The sequence below is a fragment of the Pannonibacter anstelovis genome (genome assembly GCF_036881715.1).
Lineage (GTDB): Bacteria > Pseudomonadota > Alphaproteobacteria > Rhizobiales > Stappiaceae > Pannonibacter > Pannonibacter anstelovis.
On the sequence record NZ_JBAKBF010000004.1, the window covers coordinates 189,171 to 212,794 of the forward strand.

Here is a 23,624-nt window from a genome sequence, read left to right on the forward strand (position 1 = left end):
CCCTAAGCCGTCTCCCCCGGCACCAGCCGCGTCGGGACAACGGTGATATCCTGCCCCGGTTCGCCGCGCAGGCGGGCGACGAGGGCTTCGGCGGCGGATTTGCCGATGGCAGTGGCAGGAACAACCGTGGTCGTCAGGCGGCGCGGCAGAACGGAGGCTGCTTCCATGCCGCCCCACCCGGCGATTCCAAGATCCTCCGGCACGCGGATGCCCCGCGCCTCGCAATAGGCAAGTCCGCCGATGGCCATTTCGTCGTTGTGAAAATAGACTGCATCAAGATCCGGCTGGCGGGCGAGCAGGGTTTCGAGCCCGTAAAAGCCCCGGTAGAAGCCGGGATTGTCGATGAGAACTTCCTTCGCCGCCAGCGGATACCCACCGGCAGAAAGCGATGCCTCAAAACCGTCCAGCCGGGCCGAGCTGATCACATCGGAAAGTCCCAGCGCGCCGACGTAGCCCACTTTCCTGCGCCCGCGGCGCAGCAGGAACTGGCCCATTTCCATGCCGCAATCAAAGTGCGAAAAGCCAACCGCCATGTCCACGGGGCTTGTCGTCAGCTCCCATACCTCGACCACCGGCATGGCTGACTGGCGCAGCAGCTCCACGGTAGCGGGCGTGTGCAGGCGGCCGGAGAGAATGACGCCCGCCGGACGCCAGCTGACCACCTGCCGCACCCAGTCCTCTTCCTGCTCCACCGCATGATTGCTGGCGCCGATCATCAGCTGATAGCCGAGCCGGGTCAGCGCCCGGTCCACACCGTCCAGCACCTGACCGAAGAGGCTTGAACTCAGGCGCGGCACACACATGCCCACCAGCGTCGAGGCCTGATCCGCACCGAAGGCAGCGGCCAGACGGTTGGGCACATAGCCAAGCGTCTCCGCCGCAGCGAGCACCTTGCCGCGCGTTTCCTCGGAAAATCCGCTGCCGCCGCGCAGAACGCGGCTCACCGTCATCTTCGACACCCCCGCCACGCGGGCGATGTCATCCATATTGGCCTTGTTCCGCCGGTCCATCACGCTTTCAGCCTGCCGCATACCCAGGGCATGTTATCGATAACTTTGCGCTTGACAACCCATCTGGGCCGATACACGCTACATAACGTTACCGGTAACTCAGCCGCAAGAGCCGAGACGGAGACATGGGAGGAGATACCGGTATGCAACCGGCTAATGATGGTCTGTTTTTTGACCGTATCGTCAAGTCATTTGGCGGCACGCAGGCCCTGCGCGGGGTTTCGCTGAAGGTTGAGCGGGGAGAGATCCTCGCACTTCTGGGCGAAAACGGCGCGGGCAAGTCAACCCTTATCAAGGTTCTGTCCGGCACCCACAAGGCCGACACCGGGACGGTGTCGATTGATGGCGTGCCCTATCATCACGAAGCGGGCAAGGGCGGCCGCCAGAAGGTCGCCTTCATCCACCAGGACCTCGGCCTCATCGAATGGATGAGCGTTGCCGAGAACATCGCCCTGTCGCTCGGCTATGTGCGCAAGCGCGGCAGGATCGACTGGAGCGCCACAGAGGCCATGGCCGAAGAGGCTCTGAAGCTGGTGGATGCAGATTTTCCCGCCACCGCCCGCGTTGCCAATCTGACGCGCACGCAGAAGTCCCTCGTCGCCATTGCCCGTGCACTGGCCGCCGATTGCGACTTTCTGGTTCTGGACGAGCCGACGGCAAGCCTTCCGGCTGACGAAGTGGAGCGGCTGTTCAACGCGCTGCGTCCGCTGAAGTCCCGCGGCGTCGGCATGATCTATGTCAGCCACCGTCTGGACGAGATTTTCCGCATCGCCGACCGGGTGGCCGTGCTGCGCGACGGGCAGATGGCGGGCTTGCGCGCCATCGGCCACACCACGCCGGAAGAGCTGGTGAGCCTGATCGTTGGCCGCAAGACCCGGGAGATCAGCCGCCCCGAAGTTCAGGAAGGCCCGGCCATTCTCTCCGTCCGCTCCCTGCTCACCCGGCAGGTGGGGCCAGTCGATTTCGAACTCAGGCGCGGTGAACTGTTGGGCCTTGCGGGCCTGCGCGGTGCGGGCCATGAGGATATCGGCCGTGCGCTCTTCGGCGTCATGCCGCATTCCGGCACCATCGTGCTGGACGGGCGCACGCCGGATCTGGCTTCGCCAATCACCGCCATGGCTTCGGGCATCGGCCTTGTCGCCCGTGACCGGGTGGCGGAGAGCGTCGCCACCGGCCTGACCATCCGCGAGAACGCCTATGTCAATCCGGCGGCGACCGGACGGGGCATGCTGTCGCTGATGAGCCCGCGCAAGGAAGAGGACATGGCAGCGGAAATCGGCCGCCGGGTCGGTCTTTCGCCCAATGACCCGACGCTGCCCATAGAGGCGCTGTCTGGCGGTAACCAGCAGAAGGTCATCGTGGGCAGGTGGCTGGACAGCGGCCGGCGGCTGCTGATCACCGAAGATCCGACTGCCGGTGTCGATGTCGGCGCCAAGGCCGAGATCTATCACCTGCTCTACGAAGCTCTCGCCAGCGGCATGGGTGTGCTCGTGGTCTCTACTGACTTCGAGGAAATCGCCAACATCTGCCACCGCGCCATTGTCTTCTCCCGCGGCCAGGCGGTCGCGGAGCTGAGCGGCGTCGAACTGTCCACTGAATCCCTGATCCAGGCCGCATCGGCCGGTGAAGCTGCCTGAGGCCCCTCATGCCCTCCATCGAATCCAACGCCATCGAACCGACCAAGGATGAATTGCAGGGCCTGTCCCTGATGGGCCGGGCCCTGCGCCTTGCGCCCACCTATGGGCTTGTCATCCTCATGTTCGGCCTCATCATCCTGTTCTCGATCCTGCTGCCGAACACCTTCCCGACCATGCTGAACCTGCGGTCGATCCTGTCGGACAAGGCGATCATTGCGCTGCTGTCGCTTGCCGCCATGATCCCCATGGTGGCGGGACGCATCGATCTGACGGTCGGCTACGGCATCGTGCTGTGGCACATCCTCGCCATCTCGCTGCAGACGGTCTATGGCCTGCCCTGGCCGGTGGCCATCGGCATCGTGCTTGTGCTGGGCATTGCCACGGGCATTCTGAACGGCATCCTCGTTGAAGTGGCCCGCATCGACAGCTTCATTGCCACCCTCGGCACCGGCACCATCCTCTATGCGCTGGCTCTTTGGCACACCGGCGGGCGGCAGATGGTGGGCCAGTTGCCGGATGCCTTCTATGCCATCAACGGCACCTTCATCTTCGGCCTGCCCATCACGGCCTTCTATGTGCTGGCCATCACCCTGGTGATGTGGGTGGTGCTCGAATACACGCCCGTCGGCCGCTATCTCTATGCCATCGGCGCCAATCAGCGCTCGGCCGAACTCAACGGCATTCCGACGCGCAAGTTCGTGATCGGCGCATTCCTCACCTCCGGCCTGATGACGGCGCTGGCGGGCATCCTGCTCGCCTCCAAGCTGCGCATCGGTCAGGCGTCGGTGGGTCTTGAATTCCTGCTGCCCGCCCTCGTCGGCGCCTTCCTGGGCTCCACGACGATCAAGCCGGGCCGCGTCAATGTCTGGGGCACCATTGTTGGCGTGATGATCCTCGCCGCAGGCATCTCCGGCATCCAGCAGTTTGGCGGAAGCTTCTGGGTCGAGCCGCTGTTCAACGGCACCACCCTGCTCATCGCCATCGGCATCGCGGGCTATGCCCAGCGCAAGAAAGGCGCAAAGTCCCGCTGACCCTTGATGACACTCAGCAACCGGGAGGAAAACGACATGCTGAAACGTCTCTTGACTGTAACCATCCTGCTGGCCGGCACCACGCTGGCAGCCCATGCCGATGCCGTATCCGACGCGATGGCAGACGTGCAGAAATACGCCGGCCAGAAGACCACATGGGACGGCCCCACATCCGGCCCCGCCGCCGCTGAAGGCAAGAACATCGTGGTTCTGGCGGCCGACATGAAGAACGGCGGCGTCCTTGGCGTCACCAACGGCATCCAGGAAGCGGCCTTCATGATCGGCTGGAACGTCAACGTTCTGGACGGCGCAGGCTCCATCCAGAGCCGCGCCGCAGCCTTCGGACAGGCCCTAGCCCTCAAGCCGGACGGCATCATCATCAACGGCTTTGACGCCGTGGAGCAGAAGGCCGCCCTTGATCAGGCCAAGGCTGCGGGCATTCCGATGGTGAGCTGGCATGCCAGCCCTGTTATTGGCCCGGATCCGGAAAACGGCATCTTCGCCAATGTTTCCACCGACGCCATGGAAGTGTCGGCGGCTGCGGCCAAGTGGGCCTTTGCTGATGCCGGCGGCAAGCCGGGCGTGGTGATCTTCACCGACTCCACCTATGCCATCGCCATCGCCAAGGCGGACAAGATCAAGGAAACGATCGAAGGCCTCGGCGGCACCGTGCTGGAATATGTCGACACCCCGATTGCCGACACATCCACCCGTATGCCGACGCTGACCACCGCGCTTCTGCAGAAGTACGGTGCCAGCTGGACCCACGCACTGGCGATCAACGACATCTACTTCGACTTCATGGGCCCGAGCCTTGCTGCAGCCGGAATCGCAGGCGATGGCGCCCCGAAGGCCGTTGCAGCCGGTGACGGCTCGGAAAGCGCCTACCAGCGCATCCGTTCCAGCCAGTATCAGGCCGTGACCGTGGCCGAGCCGCTGAACCTGCAGGGCTGGCAGCTGGTGGACGAGCTGAACCGTGCCATGAACGGCGCCGAATGGTCCGGCTACACCTCGCCGCTGCATGTGGTGACGAAGGACAACATCTCCTTTGACGGCGGTGACAAGAACATCTTCGATCCGGGCAACGGCTACCGCGAACAGTACGGCAAGATCTGGGGCAAGAAGTAAGCCTCTGAAGCCAAGCCGTTCCTGACATAACTGGCGCCGGTGGGGTCTGCTCCACCGGCGCCGTTGTTTTTGCTGCGCACAAATTTTCCGGCAGGATGCCTTGCGCTCCACAATCGTTATGTTATGTCGTAACGCAATTCGAACCCAAGTGAGGTCTGCGATGCGTTACCGTTCCAACCTGAAGGCCTTCGCGCTGGCGATGGCCCTTTCCAGCACCCTGCTTTCAAGCTCCGCCTTTGCTGCCGATGACAGCATCGACGTGGCTGGTCCCTTCGAGATCAAGGGCGCAGACCCCTCACTTTCCGGCAACATCTTCCTTGCCATGGACGTTGCCGAGACGCTGGTAAACACGGATCAGGACGGACGCCTGACGCCAGGCCTTGCGGCCAGCTGGGCCGTGGAAAGCGACGGCCTTGTCTGGCGCTTCAGAATGCAGGAAGGCGCTCAGTTCCATGACGGCACACCGGTGACAGCGGCAGCAGCGGCCAATGCGCTCAACATCGCCCGCGCCAAGCCGGGCCTCTTGCAGCGTGCGCCGGTTGACGCCATCGAAGCGGACGGCGAAGACCTTGTGGTGAAGCTGAAGGAACCCTTCGCCACCCTTCCCGCGTTCCTGGCCGAATACCGCTCGCAGATCCTTGCCCCAGGCTCCTATGGTGCCGATGGCATGGCTACCTCCGTCATTGGCTCGGGTGCCTACAAGGTCACGCTGCTTCAGGCACCGGGCAAGATGGAAGCAGACCGCTTCGACCAGTATTGGGGCGGCCCGGCCAGGATCAGCAAGGCCACCTACAGCGCCGTCAGCCGTGCTGAAACGCGCGCGCTGATGGCCGAGAGCGGTGATGCCGACTATGTGCTGAACCTTGATCCGGCTTCCGTCGCCCGGCTGAAGGACAAGGAGGGGCTGGACGTGCGCTCCGTGCCAATCCCGCGCTCGCTGCTGGTCAAGGTCAACGCGGCCAACCCGAAGCTCAATACGGTGGAAGCCCGCAAGGCACTAAGCCTTGCCATCGACCGCGAAGGCCTTGCCATCGCCGTACTGCGCTATCAGGCCGGCGCCACCCAGCTGTTCCCGCCATCCGTGGGTGACTGGCACAATGCGGCCCTTGCCCCGCTCGCCTATGACCCGGAGGCAGCTTCTGCACTGCTCGCGGAGCTTGGCTGGAAGGCCGGTTCTGATGGCATTCTCGAAAAGGATGGTGAGCGCTTCACGCTGGAGCTGCTGACCTATCCGGACCGGCCGGAGCTGCCGCTTGTCGCCGCAGTGCTGCAGCAGCAGTTGCAGGATGTGGGCATCGAGCTGACAATCAACTCCACAAACTCCTCCGAAATTCCGGCCCGGCATAACGATGGCTCGCTGGAACTGGCGCTGCTGGCCCGCAACTTCGCTCTGGTACCGAACCCGATCGGCACCCTGCTGCAGGATTATGCCCCCAATGGCGACTGGGGCGCGATGAACTGGCAGAACGCTGAAATCGCGGATCTGCTGAAGTCCATCGGACGCAACGGCGGCAGTGCAGAGCAGTTCGCAACCGCAACAGCGATCCTGCAGGAAGAATTGCCGGTGCTGCCCATCGCCTGGTATCAGCAGAATGCCGCCATCTCAGGCAAGCTGCAGGGCGCAATCCTTGATCCCTACGAGCGCAAGCTCGGCCTGAAGGATGCGAGCTGGAAGAACTGATGTCCTCTCCTTCCCTTGCAACGCGTGCGGGCCGCCTCTCCGGCGGCCTTGCCATGCGGGCTGCACAGGCGGTGCTGGTGGCGCTGCTTGTCGGCATTCTGACCTTCCTGATGATGCAGAGCCTTCCCGGTGACATGGCCTACCGGATCGCCGCCGGACGCTATGGCTATGACATGGTGAGCGCCGCCGCCGCCGATGCCGTGCGGCAGGAGCTGGGGCTGGATCGTGGCCCCGTTACAGCCTTTCTCATCTGGATGCGGGATCTGGCTACGTTCGATCTCGGCAAGTCGCTCATCTCCGGCGAGCCTGTGTGGCACGAAATCCGCCACCAGCTGGGCGCCAGCGTGCAGCTGGCCGGTGCAGCCATCGTGCTGTCCCTGTTCATGGGCCCGCCGCTTGGCATTCTCGCCGGGTTGAAGCCGGGCGGGATGCTGGACCGGGTGCTGCTGACGGTCTCGGCCGGCATCCGCGCCCTGCCGCAGTTCCTGCTGGCGCTGGTGCTGATCCTGCTCTTTGCCGTGCAGCTTGGCTGGCTGCCCGCCGCCGGCCACGGCAAGCCAGTGCATTTCATTCTGCCTGCGGTCACTCTCGCCCTCGGCCTTGCCGCCTTTTCCGCCCGTGTGACGCGGGACGTGATGGCAGGCGTTGCCAAGGCTCCCTTCTACCAGTTCGCCAGAACCAAGGGCCTCAGCGATGGCCAGATCCTGCTGCGCCACGGCCTGCGCAACATCGGCGCGCCGGTCATCGCCTTCCTTGGCATGCAGTTCGTGACGCTGGTGGAAGGCGTCGTCATCGTGGAAAGCATCTTCGGCTGGCCCGGCATCGGCCATGCTCTGGTCCATGCCATCTTTGGCCGCGACATCCCGATGGTGCAGGGCACGGCGCTCGTGCTGGGCCTTGGCTTCGTGCTGATCAACACGCTTCTGGATCTCGTCATCCAGCGCATCGATCCGCGGAGGGCCAACTGATGGATATCTCCGCAATGCCGCAGCAAAGCCGCGGCTTCCGGCCCCTGCCCTTCTGGACCGGGATCGTGCTCGTTGGCCTGCCCGTGCTTCTGGCCATCATCGCGCCAATGATCTCGCCGCTGAGCCCGGTGCGCCAGAGCCTGAGGCTGGCACTCGCCGCCCCCGACCTTGCCGCCCCCTTCGGCTACGATCATCTGGGCCGGTCGATGATGGCCCGCCTTGCCGAAGCCCTGCGCCTGTCGCTGACGGTTTCGGCTGCAAGCGCCCTGAGCGCGGCGGCAATTGGACTTGGGCTCGGCGTCACCGCCAGCCGCATGGGCGGCATGACCGACCGTCTCCTGACCCTGCTGGCTGACTCCTTCATGGCCATTCCCGGCCTGCTGATCGTGCTGATGATCGGCGTGATCGTGCCGTGGAAGCCGCTGGCCTTCTGGCTCGGCCTGACGCTGGTGCTGTGGATCGAGTTCTTCCGCCTCGCCCGCGCCGCTTCCCGGCCCATCTTTGCCTCTCCGGCGGTTCAGGCATCCGGCCTCCTCGGTTTCGGCAAGGCCTACATATTCCGCCGTCATGTCTGGCCGGAACTGGCACCTGTCATGCTGACCTCCACCGCCTTCGGCATGGCCACCTGCATCATGACCATTGCCGCCCTTGGCTTCGTCAGCGCTGGCGTGCGCCCGCCCACGCCCGAACTTGGCCAGATGATGGTGGAGCTGATGCCCTATTGGCGCGAGGCGCCCTGGGCGCTGCTTCAGCCCGTTGCCGCCATCTTTAGCCTCATCCTTGGCCTCAACCTGATCGCAGGCTCCCGCGCATGACTCATTCCGTTTCCATCCGAAATCTGAGTGTTCTGGCGGGCAAGGACGTGCTCGTGCAGCCCGTGTCGCTGGAGCTGCAGCCCGGACGGCCGCTGACGATCCTTGGGGAAACCGGCTCGGGCAAGAGCCTGCTGCTGCAGGCCGTGCTCGGTACCCTGCCGGAGGGCCTCACCGCAAAAGGCGAAGTGGTGTTCGAGGGCCAGCGCTTTGCCGCCGGAGATGCGGATGCCATACGACCGCTGTGGGGCCGGCTTCTCGCAATCCTGCCGCAGGAGCCGTGGCTTGCGCTCGACCCGCTGATGCGCGGGGCAGAGCAGATCCGCGAGACCCACGCGCTTGTGGGCGGGGCTGCCGATGCTGCCGCAATGACGGCAGAAGATCTTTCAAGCCTCGGCCTCGCCGGGTCCGGCGCGAAGCGGCCCTATGAGCTGTCTGGCGGCATGGCGCAGCGGCTGGCCTTTGCCGTGGCGCGGGCTGGCGGCGGACGGCTGATCTTTGCCGACGAGCCAACCAAGGGGCTGGATGCGGCCCGGCGTGATGATGTGGCACGCATGCTGCTGGAAGGGATGGGGGCCGATGGCGCTCTGCTGACCATCACCCATGATCTGGAGCTAGCCCGCCAGCTTGGCGGGGACTTCATGATCATGAAGGAAGGTCAGATCACGGATCAGGGCAAGACGGAAGACCTGCTCTCGCCCGAAAGACCCGCTTACACCCGGACACTGGCGCAGAGCGATCCGCTGCACTGGCCCAAACGCACGAGCACCCGCAAGAACGGGTCTCCTGTTTTGACTGCCGATGGCGTTGCCGCCTCGCGGGGCGGACGGCGGCTGTTCTCGGGTGTCAGCCTCACCGTTCACCCGGGCGGGATCACAGGTATCACCGGCCCCTCCGGCTGCGGCAAGTCCACGCTGGGCGATATTCTCATCGGCCTCATGAAGCCCGACGAAGGCCGGATAGAGCGCAAGACAGCATCAGGTTCAGGAGCGCGCCGCCCGCTGTTCCAGAAGCTTTATCAGGACCCGCCCGCCAGCTTCCCGCGCCATGCGACAATGCAGCAACTCGTGGAAGACCTCGTGCACCTGCACACGCTCGACCGCGCCCGCGTTCCACCGCTGATGAAAAAGCTCGGCCTCGCGGACCGCCTGCTCGCCCGGCGGGCTGACGAGATTTCCGGCGGCGAGCTGCAGCGCTTCTCCATGCTGCGGGCATTGCTGCTGGACCCCGTCCTGCTCTTTGCAGACGAGCCCACCTCCCGCCTCGACCCGATCACCCAGAAGGACACCATCACCCTGCTGACCGACATCGTGGCCGAACAGGGCCTGGCGCTGATCCTGGTCAGCCATGACGAGAATCTGGTGAAGGCCATCGCGGACAGAACGGTGCAGTTGTCCGCCGCCGTGTGAAAGAAAACCCAGACAAGAAACGAGAGGGACGCTCATCCAAGCGTCCCTTTTTTACTGTCAAAAATACGAATTCAAAAGCCGTTTGCTCCGCTTTGCGCGCAAATAGCGCAAAACAGCATCATTCCGCAGCGAAGTGCGGAATCCTTCCCGGCAAATCTTCTCTTTAAAATAGTGGGGATGAATAGCGGCCAATTCAAGGCCGGTGGTTAGGAGGAAACCATGGAGTACATTCAGTCGTTCTTCGGCTTGATTGACAGTCTGACGTGGGGATGGGCGCTCATCCCGATCCTCGTCGTGTTTGGTGTGTTTATCACCATCATGTCGGGCTTTGTGCAGTTCGAATTCTTCGGACGGATGTTCCGCGTGCTCGGCTCCAATGCCAACAATTCCGATCCGAACGCCATCTCGGCCCGTGAGGCGCTGCTTGTCTCCGTCGGCGGGCGCGTCGGCGGCGGCAACATTGCCGGTGTGGCCGTGGCCATCACCCTGGGCGGCCCGGGCGCCGTTTTCTGGATGTGGGCCATTGCGCTCTGCGGCATGGCAACCAGCCTGATCGAGTGCACCCTTGCCCAGCTTTACAAGACCAAGGACACTGACGGCAGCTTCCGGGGCGGCCCGGCCGACTACATCCGCCGCGGCCTTGGACAGCGCTACAACTGGCTCGCCATCGTCTATGGCATCTGCCTTCTGGCCTCCTTCGGCTTTGGCTTCAACGCCTTCCAGGGAAACACCATGGCCGGCGCCGTTCAGGACTCCCTCGGCATCGACCGCATGTATTCCGCCTTTGCGATTGCAGCCGTCACCGGCCTCGTGATCTTTGGCGGCATCAAGCGCATTGCCAAGGCAGCAGATGTTGTCGTGCCGGTCATGGCGCTTGGCTACATTGCCCTCGCACTGATCGTCATCGCCCTCAACATCACCGAAGTGCCGGACATGCTGATGCGCATCGTCCGCTCCGCTTTCGGCTTTGAGGAAGTCGTGGCTGGCGGCATGGGTGCGGCCATCGCACAGGGCCTGCGCCGCGGCCTGTTTTCGAACGAAGCCGGTCTCGGCTCGGCTCCGAACGTTGCAGCCACCGCGCTTGTCCGCCACCCGGTCAGCCAGGGCATCACCCAGTCGCTGTCCGTGTTCATCGACACCATCCTGATCTGCACCTGCACGGCGCTGATCATCCTGCTGGGCGATGTCTACGTTCCGGGCGCGCAGGGCATCGACGGCGTGGTTCTGACGCAGCAGTCGCTGGTCAGCCATGTTGGTGAATGGTCAAAATATGCGCTGACGCTGGCGATCCTGCTCTTTGCCTTCTCGTCGATCATCTACAACTACTACCTCGGCGAGAACGCACTGGCTGTCGTGACCCGCTCCAAGCCGGCTGTTTTCGTGCTGCGCCTGCTGATCCTCGGCGTGGTGTTCCTTGGCGCCGTCGCTCCGAAGGCCACCTCGGTCTTCTTCTTCTCCGACCCGATGATGGGCCTTCTGGCGCTGGTCAACCTGATCGCCATCATCATGCTTTTCCCGATCGCCATGCGCGTTGTCGATGACTACCGGAAGCAGTTGAAGGCAGGCGTTGCCCGCCCGATCCTCGATCCAGCCAACTTCAACGACCTCGACCTTGACCGCAAGGCCTGGGACCCGAGCATCTGGAAGTAATCCGGATAGAAGCCTCATGGGCCGCCACCTGGCGGCCCATTTCACATCCCCGACATTGTTGTGAGAGAGAGCGATGCAACAGCAGATGCGCATCGAAGAGGACAGTCTTGGCCGCATGTCCCTGCCGGCAGACTGTGTGTGGGGCATTCATACGGCCCGCGCCATCGAGAACTTTCCGATTTCCGGCATTCCACTCAGCGCCTTCCCGGAGTTTGTCCGGGCGCTGGCCTGGGTGAAGAAGGCCACCGCAGCCGCCAACCTGGCCCTCGGCGTGCTGCCGCAGGTGAAGCACGACGTGATCGCGTCCGTCTGTGACGAGATCATTGCCGGGCAGCATCACGAGCATTTCCGGGTGGACATGATCCAGGGCGGGGCCGGCACCTCAACCAACATGAACACCAACGAGGTGATTGCCAACCTCGGCCTCATCCGCATGGGCTACCGGCCGGGCGACTATGCCCAGCTGCACCCCAATGACGACGTGAACAGGTCGCAGTCTACCAACGACGTCTATCCGACGGCGCTGAGGCTGGCCATCGTCAGCCAGTGCGACGCGTTCCGTCAGGCACAGACGCGGCTCGCAGGGGCCTTTGCAGAGCGCGCCGAAGCCTTTGCCAACGTGCGCAAGATCGGCCGCACCCAGCTGCAGGATGCCGTGCCGATGACACTCGGCATGGAGTTCGCCGGCTTTGCCGCGACCATCCGCGAGGACATCGACATCATCGGCCGCCTGTCGGAACTGCTGCTGGAAGTAAACCTTGGCGGTACGGCCATCGGCACCCGCGTCAACACGCCGGACGGCTATGCCGAGCGGGCGGTGGATGAACTGTCCGGCGTCTGCGGCATGAAGGTGAAGCTTGCCACCGATCTGGTGGAAGCCTCATCCGATACCGGTGCCTATGTCACCTTCTCCGGCGTGCTGAAACGCATTGCGGTGAAGCTCTCCAAGATCTGCAACGATCTGCGGCTTCTGTCCTCAGGTCCGCGCTCCGGCTTCAACGAGATCCGCCTGCCGCCGATGCAGGCCGGCAGCTCGATCATGCCGGGCAAGATCAACCCCGTGATCCCGGAAGTGGTCAATCAGGTCGCCTTCCAGGTCATCGGCAACGACCTGACCGTCACCATGGCCGCCGAGGCGGGGCAGCTGCAGCTCAACGCCTTCGAGCCGGTGATCATCCTCAACGTGCTCCAGTCCATGCGCATCCTCATGCAGGCCATGGACACGCTGAACGAGCGCTGCGTCAGCGGCATCGAGGCCAATGTGGCCCAGTGCGAAGGCATGCTGGAGAACTCGCTGGTTCTGGCCACCATGCTGGTGCCGCATATCGGCTACGCAAAGGCTGCGAAAGTGGCCAAGACAGCCCTGGCCGAAAACGCCAGCGTCACCGAAACCGCCGTCAAGCTTGGCTTTGGCACGGCGGAGGAAATCACTGCCATGCTGCAGTGATCCGGCGGGGAGCAGCCAAGCCCACCCAGCACCGCTCCCCGTCACCTTCTTGGCAAAATGCCAAAGCCCGCCGGTCCCTATGGAACGGCGGGTGTTCTTTTGAAGCTTCAGTTCATGATCGCGTGGCTCAATTCAACCACAGCCGCACAAGCGCGGCTTCCGGGGTTTCGAGGCCGCCGTTTTCGACGCCGCAGGACCACAGGCCCGCTCCGGCGGCATAGCTGCCGGGGATGAGGCCGCCCTGTTCGCACTGGCTGACGGCACGGATGCGCTTGCCGGAGGCCACTGCGTCACGCAGGGCGCCAAGAACGTCCTCGCAGGACATGGCCGTGCCGGAGCCGAAGACGCGCAGTACCGCCCCGTCCAATTCGGCAAGCGCAGCCCGCAGCATGGCGGCCGGCATACCCGGAGACAGGGAGAGGACAGCGATGCGCCGGTCCTCGAAGCGGCGGCGGGCGGGCAGGCCCGGCTTCAGCTGGGGCGTGGCGCGGAAGGCATCAGCATCCTGGCTCTCGTGCTTCACCAGCCCTTCGGCGGGCATCAGCTTGCCGTCAAAGGCCAGCCACACCCCCTCCCCCGGCTGGAAGGCCGCACGGATGGCAAGATCGAGATTGCCCTCCGCATCGCCGTGATGGTGCAGCGGCACCATGGAGCCGCACAGCACCACATGCCGGCCAAGACCGGCCAGCGCCTGCGACAGGGCCGCGCCCGTGAAAGCCATCGTATCGGTGCCGTGGGTGATGATAACGGGCGCACCTGGATGGGCCTCGATGGCATCCAGCATCTCGTTCCAATGCGAGGGGCCAACGTTGGAACTGTCCAGCAGCGGATTGAAGACATGCGCCGCCAGCACGGCGCCTTCCGGCAGTCTGGCCTCGAGCGCCTCTTCCACCACGCCCGCCATGGGGGCAAGACCGTGCTCGGTGTCACCCATGCCGATGGTGCCACCCGTATGTATCAGCAGCAGTTCCATCACGCTGCTGCCCGGTGGTGCTCAAGCGCAAGGCCGGCCAGAGCGGCGGCCACGGCATCCGTCACGTCGATCAGCGTCTTGCCCTGAACGGGCCGGGCGATCAGCGGCAGCTCGGTGCAGGCCAGCAGAACCGTCTGCGCCTCCATCGAGAGAATGATCTCTTCCAGCCGGGGGGCAAGCGAGGCATCCGTGCTGCCAAGGCGCTTCACATCGTGAATGAGGCCCTGCAGTGCTTGCGGCTCGGCCGGTGTCTCCAGATCGAAAACCGGCGTCAGCGTCGCATAGGCGGAATACTCATCCAATGCCACCACAGGGGCCGCGCCCAGAAGGCCGACACGGCCAGAGCCGGAACGGCGGATTTCGGAGGCGACGACAGACTGGAACGATACCAGCCGCGCACTCACGCCCATCTTGGCCAGCAGCACCTCGATCTTCGGCGCAAACCAGTTCAGCGTGTTGCAGGCAATGGCAAAGGCATCCACCTGGGGCGCGATCTGCTGCACGGCCCGTTCCATCGCGGCCCAGACGGCATCCTCGTTTTCGCGCAGGTCCATCGACAGGCCGAGTTCAGGCTCGGACACGGCCACAAGCCGCGGCGCATCAAGGTCGCCACGGAAACTGCAGCCCATCATGTCCTGGGTATGGCGCAGGATCTTGGCCCACATGTCCAGACCCGCCTCAGGGCCTGATCCGGTGATGATGCCAAGGGTGTAAGCTCTCTGGTTCATGGTGTTCCCCCTTTTCCCAGATGGTGCAACCCCGCAGTTTCCTTGACAATTCGGCATTCATCCACTAAATGATGCACTCTTGTGCATTTTTAGCATCAAAGAGCGCAAATGGACGAAATCGCCGGGAACCTTCGCCTGCTTTGCTCCTATCGCCCTTCCATTTCGCAGGTGGGGCGGGATCTCGGCATCAACCGCAGCCAGCTGAACCGGTATCTGGCTGGCACATCCACACCGCGCACGGCGCTGCTGCGCAAGATCTGCGATTACTTCGGCGTCGAACCCTACGAGATGATGCTGCCGCATAAAGAATTTGCGGAGATCGTCCGCATTCGCGGCCTCGGCAATGACACGGTGACCCGGCGCCTGCGGCAGCATTTCGATCAGGTGATGACTCTGAGCGACGCCCGCGTGCAGAACCTGACCGGCATGTTCTACGAGTATTACTACTCCATGTCGCAGAAGGGCAAGATCATCCGTGGCCTCATCGTTTTCACGATGGAAGACGGGCACATGTTCTACCGGCGGCTGGAGCGTATGGGCCAGCACGACAGGCCCTGCCTGCGCCACTACCGCTATCAGGGCGCCGCGCTTCTCACCGGCGACCGGGTGTTCATGTCCGACTATGAATACAGTGCCGGCATCGAACTGACCCAGACCATCCTTTATCCGGATTATTCCCTGCGCTGGACACGCCTGCATGGGGTTAAGCTCGGCGTCTCCGCCGACCAGATCCATATGCCGTGCTGTGTCCGCGTCTATCTGGAGCGCACCCCGGCCCGTTTGAACATCACCGGCGCCCTGCGCACATGCGGCCTGTTCCTCCCCGAGGACCAGCAGATTCCCCGCCACGTGCTGGAGATGATCGACAACACCCAGTCCGGCCCCTTCACCTTTGACGCCTACAGCAGGCGGTGAGGGAAAAGGCTCACCCCTCCCGCCAGCCAAGCCCCTCTTCCACGGAACCACCGCGCGGGCGGTATTCGGCGCCGATGGGGGTGGACCAGCCGAGGGCATCGATGCGGGGAAGAAGCCAGCGGTAGTCGAGTTCGCCCTGGTCCGGCTCGCCACGGTCGGGGACTGCGGCAATCTGGATGTGGCCGACATGGGGGAGCGCGGCTTCAAGCCGGCGCAGCACATCGCCCTGCTGGATCTGGATGTGATAGCAGTCAAACATCAGCTTGAGGTTCGGCGCGCCCACGGCGGCGATGATGGCCAGAGCCTGATCGGCATTGCTGAGGAAGTAGCCCGGCGCGTCGTGGCGATTCAGCGGCTCGATCAGAATGGTGATACCATGCGGTGCGGCCTGTTCTGCGGCATAGGCAAGATTGGCGCGGAAGGCGGCTTCGGAGGCATCCGTCACCGGGGCCTTGCCCGCCATTACATGCACGGCGCCGCAACCGATCGCGGCGGCATAGGTGATGGCTTCGCTGATGGCGGCGCGTGCCTCCGCCTCACGGCCCGGAAGGGCAGAAAGGCCGTTGTCACCGGCGGCCACATCACCCCGCCGGGTGTTGAGGCCCAGCATCTTCAGGCCGGTCTCGTGAAGCGCGGCCTTCACCTCGTCAGCGGGCGTATCATAGGGCCAGTGGCACTCCACCGCATCAAAACCGGCGGCCTTTGCGGCACGGATCGCCTGCGGCAGCGGCAGGGCGGACCACAGAAAGCCGAGATTGGCGGAATAACGCGGCATCAGTCCCACTCCACATTGAATTTCGTCACCAGACCGCGGATCTGTGCGTCCGTCAGCAGCTTCGGATTGAGCCCGCGCGTCAGCAGCGCCAGCTTTGCCGTCTCTTCCAGCTCCTCGATGGCATAGACGGCGGATTCCAGATCCTTGCCCGCCACAACGGGGCCATGATGGGCCAGCATCACGGCGGAGCGCTTGCCTGCAAGGCCACGTATGGCATCGCCCATGGCCGGATCACCGGGCATGAAATACGGCAGCATCACCACCTTGCCCAGCTTCATCACGCCATAGGCCGTCAGCGGCGGCAGCATGTTGTCCGGGTCCGTGTCCGGCAGCAGCGACAGGGCCACCGAATGGCAGGAATGGAGATGCACCACCGCCCCCGCCGTGCTGCGGGTTTCGTAAAAGGCGGCATGCAGCGGCATTTCCTTGGTGGGCTCGTCTCCGCCAATAAGGCGCCCGCTGGCATCGAAACGGCTTAGGCGTGCGGGATCAAGACTGCCCATGGAGCTGCCGGTGGGTGTCACCAGCAAGCCGCCATCTTCCGTGCGCACCGATATGTTACCCGAAGAACCGCCGGTGAGGCCGCGCTCGAAAATGGAGCGGGCCATCGCGCAGATCTGTTCCCTCAGGCGCGCCTCGCTGCTCATGCCTGCCCCTCCAGCCGCCTTGCGGCCTTGGCGAAAAAGTCTTCCGCACCGAAGTTGCCGGATTTGAGCGCAATGACAAGCCCGGGGCCTGCCCGCATGGCGGGCACACCCGGATCAATCTCCGGCCCGATTTCCAGCGTGCCGAGCTTCAGCCCCTCCACCACGGCGCCGGAGGTTTCCCCGCCTGCGCTGATCAGCCGGGTGACACCGCCTGCCACAAGGCAGCGCGCCAGGTCCGCGAAGAAGCTTTCGAGCGCGGCGGCAGCCTTTTCCTTGCCGTGCCGCTCCTGCACGGCGCGCACACGGGCGGGATCTGCGGAGGAATAGGCGAGCGGCAGACCCTGCTGCGCAAGGCACCAGTCCGCCACCGCCTGCGCGGTCAGTTCCCCGGAAATCACCTTGTCCGCGTCGATCTCAAACGCCGGGCTCGTCTGCCTGTGGGCAGCAACCTGCTTCTGCGTCATCACCGAGCAGGAGCCGCAGACGGCTGCCGTCCTGCCTTCGCCCTGCCCCTGCCAGCCGGAAGACGCCCCGCTGATAAGGCCCGCCTTGCGGAAGTTGGCCGGAAGCCCCATGGCAATGCCGGAGCCGCCGGTCACCAGCTTGCGGCTGGCCGCAGCCTCGCCGATGGTCATCAGATCAGCATCGGACAGGGCATCCACCACGATCAGCCCGCGCCCTGCCCCGCTCTCGCGCTGAAGCGCAGCCTCAACGGCAGCCGCACCTTTGGCCACCTCGGCATAAGAGACATGGCCAACGCTGCCCTTCACCTGACGGGCCAGCACGCGGCGGATGTCCGGGTCGGTCATGGGAGTAAGCGGATGGTGCTGCATGCCGCTTTCGCTGAGCAGGCGGTCTGCGACGAAGAGATGCCCATGCACCAGCGTGCGGCCTGTGGCCGGGAACACAGGGCAGAAGATCACCGCATCTTCCCCCAGCGCCGCTGCCAGCGCCTCGGCCACCGGGCCGATGTTGCCCTCATCCGTGCTGTCGAAGGTGGAGCAATATTTGAACAGGAACTGGCGGCAGCCTTGCGCCTTCAGCCAGTCCAGCGCCTTCAGTGACAGAGCGATGGCCTCGGCGGCAGGGATGGAGCGGGACTTGAGTGCCACGACACCGGCTTCCACATCCGGCGCGGCGGGCGCATCCGGCACGCCGGTATATTGCACCGTGCGCATGCCTTGCTTGGCCAGCGTGTTGGCCAGATCGCTGGAGCCGGTGAAATCGTCGCCAATACAGCCCAGCAGCATCATGCGCCTCCCGGCAGGGTGAGCCCGGCATTGCGGGCATAGACCTTTGCCACCGCTGCATCATCCTCACCGCCAAGGCCGGAGCCAGCAGCGGCCATGAACTGCTGCAGGGCTGCTGCCGTCAGCGGCGCGCCAAAGCGCGCTTCTGCGGCAATGCCCAGCACGATGCCGAGATCCTTCGGCCAGATGTTGATGGCCGAACGGGGCGTATAGTCGCCATCGACCACATGCGGCGCGCGGTTTTCAAACATCCAGGAGGTGCCGGCGCATCGGGAGATGACCTCAACGATCCGGCCCGGCTCCAGCCCCTGCGTCATGCCAAAGGTGAGCGCCTCGCCCATGGCAGCGATATGCACCCCGGCGAGAAGCTGGTTTACCGCTTTCATGGCCGAGCCTGCCCCCGGCTCGCTGCCGAGGTCAAAGACGGTTTCGGCCATGGCATCGAGCGCAGGCCTTGCTCCGTCAAAAGCTTCCTGCGAGCCCGAGGCCATGATCGACAGCTTGCCCGCCGCCGCCTTGGCCGCACCGCCCGAAATCGGCGCATCGAGATAAAGGAGCCCGAGGCCCGCACAACGCGCTGCCATGTCCTTTGCAAAGGATGGAGCCACGGTGGCACAGGAGATGATGGTAGCGCCTTTGCGCATGCGGGCCGCCCAGCCATCAGCGCCGAAGAGCACTGCTTCCGTCTGCGCCGCATTCAGCACGACGACAACCAGAACATCGGCCTGAGGTGCCGTCTCTGCGGCGCAGGCCGCCTGCGCGCCTTCTGCCACCAGCCGGGAGACGGCAGCGGCATTTACATCCGCTCCATGTACCTTGTGACCGGCCCGCAGCAGCGACTGCGCCATGCCGTAGCCCATCGAGCCAAGCCCCACGACCGCAACATTCAGAACCATGATCAGGACCCCATGAAGATTTCGACCGGCCACAGCGTGATCGCCGGAATGTAGGTGATCAGCATCAGGCAGCAGAACACCACCAGCACGAACCAGATGAGCTGCGGAATGATCTTCTCCAGCGGGATCTTCGCCACGGCGCAGGCCGCGAAGAGATTGACCCCGAGCGGCGGCGTGATCATGCCGAGCGCCAGATTGACGACAACGACCAGGCCGAAATGCACCGGATTGATGCCGAAGCTGACCGCAACCGGCGTCAGGATCGGCGCCAGCACCAGAATGGCGGCGGACGTCTCGATGAACATGCCGACAATCAGCAGCAGCACGTTGACCGCCAGCAGGAAGGACCAGGGTTCGGAGAACACGGTCTTGATCCAGTTCGCCACCTCGCCCGGCAGGCCGGAGCGGGCGATGAGGAAGGAGAACAGCGCAGCAGCCGAAATGATGAGCATGATGGTGGTGGTGGAAATCACCGTCTGGCGCAGGATGCCCGGCAGCGCCTTCAGCGGCAGTTCACGGTAGCAGAGCATGCCGACAACAAGCGCACAGGCAACGGCCGCAACGGAGGCTTCCGTCGGCGTGAACACGCCCGCATAGATGCCGCCGATAATGACGAAGGGCACCAGCAGCGCTGGAACCGCGCTGACAAAGGCGGGCCACAGCGCCTGCCGGTCGTCACCATCATGGGTGCCGATGCCGCGCAGGCGGCATATCACAAGCACCGTCACCATCAGCGCGGCGGCCACCAGCAGGCCGGGGCCGAAACCGGCGATGAAGAGCTGGCCCACCGAGGTTTCCGTGGACACGCCATAGAGGATGAGCGGAATGGACGGCGGGATCAGAACGCCGAGTTCGGCAGAGCTGGCCTGAATGGAGGCGGCCAGCGGCTTGCCATAACCGTGCTTCACCATAGCCGGGATGAGGATGGAGCCGATGGCAAAGGTGGTGGCGACGGAAGAGCCGGAGACGGAGGCGAACATCATGCAGGTGAGCACGCAGGAGCAGGCCAGCCCGCCCTGGATGCCGCCGACCAGCGCCTTGGCCAATTCCACCAGCCGCCGCGAAATACCGCCCGCAGACATGAGATTGCCCGCGAGGATGAAGAGCGGGATGGCCATCAACGGGAAACTGTCCAGCCCGACGAACATGCGCTGCGCCACCAGCAGCAGCGGCAGATTGATGCCGAAATGAATGCCTGCAATCGAGGCAAGGCCAATCGCAATGGCAATAGGCACGCCCATGAAGAAGAAGATCAGGAGCGAGACTGCAATGACGGCGTTCATCCCTGCGCTCCTTCCACCGGCGCTTCACCCGGCATGCCGTCGCGCGTGGCGCGCAGCATGGCACCAAGGATGGCAATGCAGGCAAACACGGCTCCCACCGGCAGCGCCGCATAGACCCAGGCGATGGAAATCTCGAGAGCTGCGAGCGTCTGGCGCATCACGCGTCCGGTCATGTTCCAGCCCTGCCAGAACAGGATGACGAAGAAGACGAAGGAGAGCAGCATCGCCAGTTGATAGAGCGCCAGACCAAGACGGCGCGGCAGCGACCGCTGGACGATCTCCATCGAGATCATCGAGCCGCTGCGGATGGCCCCGGCTGCGCCCAGAAAGACGCACCAGATGATCGCGGAACGGGCGGCAACTTCCGACCAGGTGGAGGGCGTGCCGAAGACGAAGCGGGTCGTCACCTGATAAAGCGCCATAACTGTGGCGATGACAAGAAACGCCATCGCCAGCCGCAAGGCTGTTTCCGACAGGATTTCGTCGATTTTGAGAAGGAAGGACATGATGACGCCTCACCCGAGCGGGAGGGAACGGGCTGCCGGTGCATAACGGCCGGCAGCCCGCAGGGGTGTCTTGGGAGCGGCCCGGAATATCCGGACCGCTGGAAAAGCCTTACTGCACGGCGCGGATGCGCTCGATCATCTCCGGGCCATACTGGCTGGTGTAGATCTCATAGGAGGGCTCGGCGATCTTGGCGAAGGCTTCCTTGTCGACGGTCATGGTCACTTCCATGCCGTTGTCCTTCATCAGCTGCACGCCCTCACGCTCCTGCTTGTCCACTTCGGCGCGGGTGGCCGCGACAGAGGCCTTGGCCGCTTCCATGAACCAGCCGCGCTCTTCCTCGCTCAGGGCATCCATGCGGATGGGCGAAGCCAGCACGATGGCCGGGGAATAGACGTGACCGGTGAGCGAGATGTGCTTCTGCACTTCCCAGAACTTGGAGGCGGTGATCACCGGAATCGGGTTCTCCTGCCCATCCACAACGCCCTGCTGCAGGGCGGCGAAGACTTCCGGGAAGGCCATCGGCGTCGGCGCGGCGCCCATATCCGTGAAGGCCTTCATGTGCACCTTGTTTTCCATGGTGCGCACCTTGAGGCCCTTCAGGTCATCGGGACCGGCGATGGCATTCTTGGAATTGGTGATGTGGCGGAAGCCGTTTTCCGACCAGGCAAGGCCAACGAGATTGTTCTCGCTGATCTTGGCCAGCAGCTCCTGCCCGACTTCACCATCCAGCGTCTTGCGGGCATGTGCATAGTCGCGGAAGAGGAACGGAAGATCGAGGGCATAGACCTCCGGCACGAAGTTGCCGAGCGGGCCGCTGGATGTGATCACAACGTCGATGGAGCCGATCTGCAGGCCCTCGATCATATCACGCTCACCGCCGAGCGTGCCGGCCGGCGCTTCCTTGCCGGTGTATTTGCCGCCGGACAGCTCTTCCAGCTTGGCGATGAAGGCGCGCGCGCCAGCGCCGTAATGCGACTGCGCGGAAATGGCATGGGCGACGGTGATGACTTCCTGAGCCTGGGCAGCACCTGCGGTGAGCGCCAGCGCGCTGGCAGCGATCATCAGATTTCTGAAATGGAACACGGCGGTTTTCCTCCCTGATTGCCTGCCCGATCCACCGGACAAGCGCGCCCTGCCTTTCCCGGCTGGGCAGATCTGATCTGGCAAGCCCGGATGACATCACGGCCTTGCGCGCCGGACCTCCCAGACCGGCATGGGTGAAACGGTAGTTCAGGAATGACAGCGCTGTCAATCCATCAAATTAGATCAAATGCACACCATGCTTTCAGCGGATAATGGCCAATTTCTGCAAATTCTGCCAATGACAGCGCTGATCATTTCTGTCATTCTCCATCCATCAGCCAAGTCCTTGCGGATGATGCAGCATGAAGCGTGTGAAGCTCAGTCAGGTGGCCGAACTTGCCGGTGTCAGCGAGATCACCGCCTCGCGGGCTCTGCGCAATGGCGCCAATGTGGCCCCGCAGACGCAGAAGAAGGTGGCGGAAGCAGCCCAGCAGCTCGGCTATCTGCCCAACAGGATCGCCGGATCACTGGCTGGGGCCACATCAAACCAGATCGGCGTCATCGTCCCCTCCCTCACCAACAACGTGTTTCCGCAGGTTCTGCAGGGCCTCGAAAGCCGGCTGACCGCCGCCGGATATCACACGATCCTCGGTGTCTCCGACTATCTGCCGGAGCGCGAGGAGGTGATGATCCGCACCATTCTCGCCTGGCGGCCAGCCGCCCTCGTCATCGGCACGGCGGGCCTGACAGGCATCAGCCGCAAGATGCTGGAGCAGGCGGATGTGCCCATTGTCGAGATCATGGATTGCGACATCGAGCCTATCGACATGGCCGCCGGCATCTCGCAGGTGCAGGCAGGCAAGGCCATCGGCTATTACCTGACGGGCCGGGGCTATGAGCGCCTCGCCTACATCGGCCACGACCTGGAGGCCGACCGGCGCGCCGGAAAGCGGCGGGAGGGCTTCCTCGCGGCAGCAAGAGAAACCGGCGCCACCATCACCGCAGAACTCACCGCCCCTGCCCCCTCCTCCGTAGCGCTTGGCCGGGAACTCACCGCCCGGCTGCTTGCAGAAGCTCAGGATCGGCCGCAGGCCATATGCTATTCCAACGACGACATGGCCGTCGGCGGCATCTTCCACTGCATGGCAGCGGGGCTCGACGTTCCGGGCGATCTTGCCATCTGCGGCTTCAACGGCCTCGACATCGGCCAGCAGCTGCCCTGCCCGCTCACCACCATCGAATCCGGCCGCACCGGCATCGGCGAACAGGCCGCCGCCATGATCCTCTCCCGCTTCCACGGCACCCCCACCCCCACCCGCCTCGACACAGGCTTCCGGTTATTGCGGGGGGCTTCGGCGTGAGGGGGATGGGTTTGCTGTGACGCACCGTCTGCCAACCCGCTCAAGCGGTCGCCCCGGGCGAAGCGAAGCGCAGACCCGGGGTCTACTCGCTTGCAGAGAGAAGCCAGCATCCTGAGCCTTGCGACAGACGCCTGCCGTCCCCATGCAAGACAGTCTCACCGCTCTGGAAGCGAGTGGTTCCCGGATCTCCGCTGCGCTTCGTCCGGGACGACTCCGTGCCTTGGACTGGAGCGGTGGCGGAAGGCGGCGAGATGAGGACTGGTCAGGCAGGTGCGCGCCCCCTCTCCGCGCCGCCCCGGCCTTGTGCCGGGGCCTGTGAGGCGGGCAGGGCTTTTCAGCAACTGCATTCTCGGTAGCTGACGCAATATCAACCGCATTGCGCCCCTGACAGGTCCCGGCACGGAGGCCGGGACGGCGCGGTGCGTGGGGCTGGAGCGGTGACAATACGCAGGCTGGTCAGATTGCCCCCCGCTCTCCCCCACAAAAAACAAAG

21 protein-coding genes are annotated in these 23,624 nt (G+C 64.1%); 11 read left to right on the top strand and 10 right to left on the bottom strand.

Annotated elements, in window-relative coordinates:
• Positions 1-2 precede the first annotated feature (2 nt).
• On the bottom strand, positions 3-1,010 hold the full coding sequence (locus tag V6L75_RS08445; RefSeq protein ID WP_334251063.1) for a LacI family DNA-binding transcriptional regulator: 1,008 nt from the start codon (positions 1,008-1,010) through the stop codon (positions 3-5).
• A gap of 143 nt (positions 1,011-1,153) precedes the next feature.
• Here V6L75_RS08445 and V6L75_RS08450 point away from each other — a divergent pair, with 143 nt between their 5' ends.
• The 9 genes from V6L75_RS08450 (at position 1,154) to V6L75_RS08490 (ending at position 12,773) form a co-directional block, all read left to right on the top strand.
• Complete coding sequence (locus V6L75_RS08450; RefSeq protein WP_334251064.1) at positions 1,154-2,647, top strand: sugar ABC transporter ATP-binding protein; 1,494 nt, start codon at positions 1,154-1,156, stop codon at positions 2,645-2,647.
• 8 nt (positions 2,648-2,655) lie between these two features.
• Entirely contained in the window at positions 2,656-3,678 is a 1,023-nt protein-coding gene (locus tag V6L75_RS08455; protein ID WP_123194939.1) for an ABC transporter permease, read from the top strand.
• A gap of 36 nt (positions 3,679-3,714) precedes the next feature.
• Positions 3,715-4,806, top strand: a complete 1,092-nt coding sequence (locus tag V6L75_RS08460) for a substrate-binding domain-containing protein (RefSeq protein WP_334251065.1) — start codon at positions 3,715-3,717, stop codon at positions 4,804-4,806.
• 160 nt (positions 4,807-4,966) lie between these two features.
• Positions 4,967-6,487, top strand: a complete 1,521-nt coding sequence (locus tag V6L75_RS08465; protein ID WP_334251066.1) for an ABC transporter substrate-binding protein — start codon at positions 4,967-4,969, stop codon at positions 6,485-6,487.
• Positions 6,487-7,455: an ABC transporter permease gene (locus V6L75_RS08470; protein WP_334251067.1), complete on the top strand. Its 969-nt coding sequence runs from the start codon at positions 6,487-6,489 to the stop codon at positions 7,453-7,455. Before V6L75_RS08465 ends, V6L75_RS08470 begins: the two co-directional genes overlap by 1 nt.
• Positions 7,455-8,270, top strand: coding sequence for an ABC transporter permease (locus V6L75_RS08475; RefSeq protein ID WP_334251068.1), 816 nt, complete (start codon positions 7,455-7,457; stop codon positions 8,268-8,270). Before V6L75_RS08470 ends, V6L75_RS08475 begins: the two co-directional genes overlap by 1 nt.
• Complete coding sequence (locus V6L75_RS08480; RefSeq protein ID WP_334251069.1) at positions 8,267-9,676, top strand: ABC transporter ATP-binding protein; 1,410 nt, start codon at positions 8,267-8,269, stop codon at positions 9,674-9,676. The genes V6L75_RS08475 and V6L75_RS08480 overlap by 4 nt, the downstream gene beginning before the upstream one ends.
• A gap of 219 nt (positions 9,677-9,895) precedes the next feature.
• A complete protein-coding gene (locus V6L75_RS08485; RefSeq protein WP_334251070.1) occupies positions 9,896-11,326 on the top strand; it encodes an alanine/glycine:cation symporter family protein in 1,431 nt (476 codons plus the stop codon).
• Positions 11,327-11,399: 73 nt separating this feature from the next.
• Positions 11,400-12,773 (top strand): aspartate ammonia-lyase, encoded by a 1,374-nt coding sequence (locus tag V6L75_RS08490; protein WP_334251071.1) that lies wholly within the window; start codon positions 11,400-11,402, stop codon positions 12,771-12,773.
• Positions 12,774-12,900: 127 nt separating this feature from the next.
• Here V6L75_RS08490 and V6L75_RS08495 read toward each other — a convergent pair whose 3' ends face one another.
• Together V6L75_RS08495 and V6L75_RS08500 are read right to left on the bottom strand one after the other, a co-directional pair.
• Positions 12,901-13,746 (bottom strand): asparaginase domain-containing protein, encoded by an 846-nt coding sequence (locus V6L75_RS08495; protein WP_334251072.1) that lies wholly within the window; start codon positions 13,744-13,746, stop codon positions 12,901-12,903.
• Complete coding sequence (locus V6L75_RS08500; protein ID WP_334251073.1) at positions 13,746-14,474, bottom strand: aspartate/glutamate racemase family protein; 729 nt, start codon at positions 14,472-14,474, stop codon at positions 13,746-13,748. Before V6L75_RS08500 ends, V6L75_RS08495 begins: the two co-directional genes overlap by 1 nt.
• A gap of 108 nt (positions 14,475-14,582) precedes the next feature.
• On the opposite strand from V6L75_RS08500, the gene V6L75_RS08505 reads away from it, so the two are divergent.
• Positions 14,583-15,389: a helix-turn-helix domain-containing protein gene (locus tag V6L75_RS08505; RefSeq protein WP_334251074.1), complete on the top strand. Its 807-nt coding sequence runs from the start codon at positions 14,583-14,585 to the stop codon at positions 15,387-15,389.
• Between the two features lie 10 nt (positions 15,390-15,399).
• On the opposite strand, the gene V6L75_RS08510 is transcribed toward V6L75_RS08505, so the two are convergent.
• From V6L75_RS08510 to V6L75_RS08540, 7 genes are all read right to left on the bottom strand, one after another.
• The gene (locus V6L75_RS08510; RefSeq protein WP_334251075.1) at positions 15,400-16,164 is read right to left on the bottom strand and encodes a hydroxypyruvate isomerase family protein; all 765 of its coding nucleotides are present in this window, start codon (positions 16,162-16,164) and stop codon (positions 15,400-15,402) included.
• A complete protein-coding gene (otnC, locus tag V6L75_RS08515; protein ID WP_019965616.1) occupies positions 16,164-16,811 on the bottom strand; it encodes a 3-oxo-tetronate 4-phosphate decarboxylase in 648 nt (215 codons plus the stop codon). The genes V6L75_RS08510 and otnC overlap by 1 nt, the downstream gene beginning before the upstream one ends.
• Positions 16,808-18,061 (bottom strand): 3-oxo-tetronate kinase, encoded by a 1,254-nt coding sequence (gene otnK / locus V6L75_RS08520; RefSeq protein WP_334251076.1) that lies wholly within the window; start codon positions 18,059-18,061, stop codon positions 16,808-16,810. Before otnK ends, otnC begins: the two co-directional genes overlap by 4 nt.
• The gene (gene ltnD / locus V6L75_RS08525) at positions 18,061-18,957 is read right to left on the bottom strand and encodes an L-threonate dehydrogenase (RefSeq protein ID WP_334251077.1); all 897 of its coding nucleotides are present in this window, start codon (positions 18,955-18,957) and stop codon (positions 18,061-18,063) included. Before ltnD ends, otnK begins: the two co-directional genes overlap by 1 nt.
• A 2-nt stretch (positions 18,958-18,959) precedes the next feature.
• Positions 18,960-20,240: a TRAP transporter large permease gene (locus tag V6L75_RS08530; RefSeq protein ID WP_334251078.1), complete on the bottom strand. Its 1,281-nt coding sequence runs from the start codon at positions 20,238-20,240 to the stop codon at positions 18,960-18,962.
• Positions 20,237-20,746 (bottom strand): TRAP transporter small permease, encoded by a 510-nt coding sequence (locus V6L75_RS08535; RefSeq protein WP_334251079.1) that lies wholly within the window; start codon positions 20,744-20,746, stop codon positions 20,237-20,239. The genes V6L75_RS08530 and V6L75_RS08535 overlap by 4 nt, the downstream gene beginning before the upstream one ends.
• Before the next feature lie 109 nt (positions 20,747-20,855).
• On the bottom strand, positions 20,856-21,830 hold the full coding sequence (locus V6L75_RS08540; RefSeq protein WP_334251080.1) for a TRAP transporter substrate-binding protein: 975 nt from the start codon (positions 21,828-21,830) through the stop codon (positions 20,856-20,858).
• Between the two features lie 302 nt (positions 21,831-22,132).
• On the opposite strand from V6L75_RS08540, the gene V6L75_RS08545 reads away from it, so the two are divergent.
• The gene (locus V6L75_RS08545; RefSeq protein WP_334251081.1) at positions 22,133-23,131 is read left to right on the top strand and encodes a LacI family DNA-binding transcriptional regulator; all 999 of its coding nucleotides are present in this window, start codon (positions 22,133-22,135) and stop codon (positions 23,129-23,131) included.
• Positions 23,132-23,624 lie beyond the last annotated feature (493 nt).

Bases quoted from the DNA above. Each gene is read 5' to 3' on its own strand.
- otnC (WP_019965616.1), bottom strand. From the start codon at position 16,811: ATGAGCAGCGAGGCGCGCCTGAGGGAACAGATCTGCGCGATGGCCCGC.
- V6L75_RS08480 (WP_334251069.1), top strand. From the start codon at position 8,267: ATGACTCATTCCGTTTCCATCCGAAATCTGAGTGTTCTGGCGGGCAAG.
- V6L75_RS08500 (WP_334251073.1), bottom strand. From the start codon at position 14,474: ATGAACCAGAGAGCTTACACCCTTGGCATCATCACCGGATCAGGCCCT.
- otnK (WP_334251076.1), bottom strand. From the start codon at position 18,061: ATGCTGCTGGGCTGTATTGGCGACGATTTCACCGGCTCCAGCGATCTG.
- V6L75_RS08450 (WP_334251064.1), top strand. From the start codon at position 1,154: ATGCAACCGGCTAATGATGGTCTGTTTTTTGACCGTATCGTCAAGTCA.
- V6L75_RS08530 (WP_334251078.1), bottom strand. From the start codon at position 20,240: ATGAACGCCGTCATTGCAGTCTCGCTCCTGATCTTCTTCTTCATGGGC.
- V6L75_RS08470 (WP_334251067.1), top strand. From the start codon at position 6,487: ATGTCCTCTCCTTCCCTTGCAACGCGTGCGGGCCGCCTCTCCGGCGGC.
- V6L75_RS08465 (WP_334251066.1), top strand. From the start codon at position 4,967: ATGCGTTACCGTTCCAACCTGAAGGCCTTCGCGCTGGCGATGGCCCTT.
- V6L75_RS08495 (WP_334251072.1), bottom strand. From the start codon at position 13,746: ATGGAACTGCTGCTGATACATACGGGTGGCACCATCGGCATGGGTGAC.
- V6L75_RS08505 (WP_334251074.1), top strand. From the start codon at position 14,583: ATGGACGAAATCGCCGGGAACCTTCGCCTGCTTTGCTCCTATCGCCCT.
- V6L75_RS08510 (WP_334251075.1), bottom strand. From the start codon at position 16,164: ATGCCGCGTTATTCCGCCAATCTCGGCTTTCTGTGGTCCGCCCTGCCG.
- V6L75_RS08535 (WP_334251079.1), bottom strand. From the start codon at position 20,746: ATGTCCTTCCTTCTCAAAATCGACGAAATCCTGTCGGAAACAGCCTTG.
- V6L75_RS08490 (WP_334251071.1), top strand. From the start codon at position 11,400: ATGCAACAGCAGATGCGCATCGAAGAGGACAGTCTTGGCCGCATGTCC.
- V6L75_RS08460 (WP_334251065.1), top strand. From the start codon at position 3,715: ATGCTGAAACGTCTCTTGACTGTAACCATCCTGCTGGCCGGCACCACG.
- V6L75_RS08545 (WP_334251081.1), top strand. From the start codon at position 22,133: ATGAAGCGTGTGAAGCTCAGTCAGGTGGCCGAACTTGCCGGTGTCAGC.
- V6L75_RS08455 (WP_123194939.1), top strand. From the start codon at position 2,656: ATGCCCTCCATCGAATCCAACGCCATCGAACCGACCAAGGATGAATTG.
- ltnD (WP_334251077.1), bottom strand. From the start codon at position 18,957: ATGGTTCTGAATGTTGCGGTCGTGGGGCTTGGCTCGATGGGCTACGGC.
- V6L75_RS08485 (WP_334251070.1), top strand. From the start codon at position 9,896: ATGGAGTACATTCAGTCGTTCTTCGGCTTGATTGACAGTCTGACGTGG.
- V6L75_RS08475 (WP_334251068.1), top strand. From the start codon at position 7,455: ATGGATATCTCCGCAATGCCGCAGCAAAGCCGCGGCTTCCGGCCCCTG.
- V6L75_RS08445 (WP_334251063.1), bottom strand. From the start codon at position 1,010: ATGGACCGGCGGAACAAGGCCAATATGGATGACATCGCCCGCGTGGCG.